Raw genomic sequence first — 629 nt, 5'->3', positions numbered from 1 at the left:
ACGGTGTTGATGTCGGCGCCGGACTCAAGGAGCCGCGTCGCAAAGGTTCGGCGCAGATCATGCGGCGTGAAGGACGAAACCGGAGATTCGTCCGCCCTGGCGCGCAGCAGCTGATGGATGGTGCCGGCCGTAATCGCCCAGTAGGGCCGGATGTTGTCGCCCTTCTTCATAAGCACCCTATCGGATGGTTTGCCGATAAAAAGGCCGAAAAAACGGCTCTCCCTTGAAGGAGAGCCGAAAACGAACCCAATGAGGATGGAATGTCGCTGATAAAGATGGACGTGTTGGCGGATGAAAGGACCCTTACTTGGCGATGGCGAGCGCCTTTTCAATGTCCGCGAACATCATGTCAGTGGCGCGCAGGCCGCCCTCTGCGAGGTACCAGGCGGACGAGGTAAGGTAGACGATGCGGCCGTTCTTTGCGGCATCGGTCCTCTCGACGAGCGGGTTGGCCATCACGTCCTGCGCGAGCCGGGCGCCCGGACGGGAGATGGCGGAGTCGCGGTCGCAGACGAAGATGAAGTCAGGATTGAGCTTGACGAGAAGCTCGAACGAGGACTCGCTGCCGTGGTCGGTGTTGGCGCCGTGGGCGATGTTTTTGAACGGATTCCCCGCGCATTCCCCATCCA

Annotated in this window: 2 protein-coding genes; both read right to left on the bottom strand. The window is 60.6% G+C overall.

Annotated features, from left to right (window positions below; genetic code table 11):
* The coding region (locus HMPREF3036_RS12615) for a tyrosine-type recombinase/integrase (protein WP_156469819.1) at positions 1–170 on the bottom strand (170 nt) is incomplete at its 3' end.
* A 133-nt stretch (positions 171–303) separates the two neighbouring features.
* Positions 304–629, bottom strand: a 326-nt coding sequence (locus HMPREF3036_RS10475; protein WP_156469818.1) for an ABC transporter substrate-binding protein, incomplete at its 5' end; no start/stop codon positions are given.

The organism is Sutterella sp. KLE1602 (assembly GCF_001578585.1).
Taxonomy (GTDB): Bacteria; Pseudomonadota; Gammaproteobacteria; order Burkholderiales; family Burkholderiaceae_F; genus Sutterella; species Sutterella wadsworthensis_A.
The sequence above is the reverse complement of the archived record's forward strand: the minus strand, read 5'-3'. Positions and strand labels throughout refer to the sequence as shown.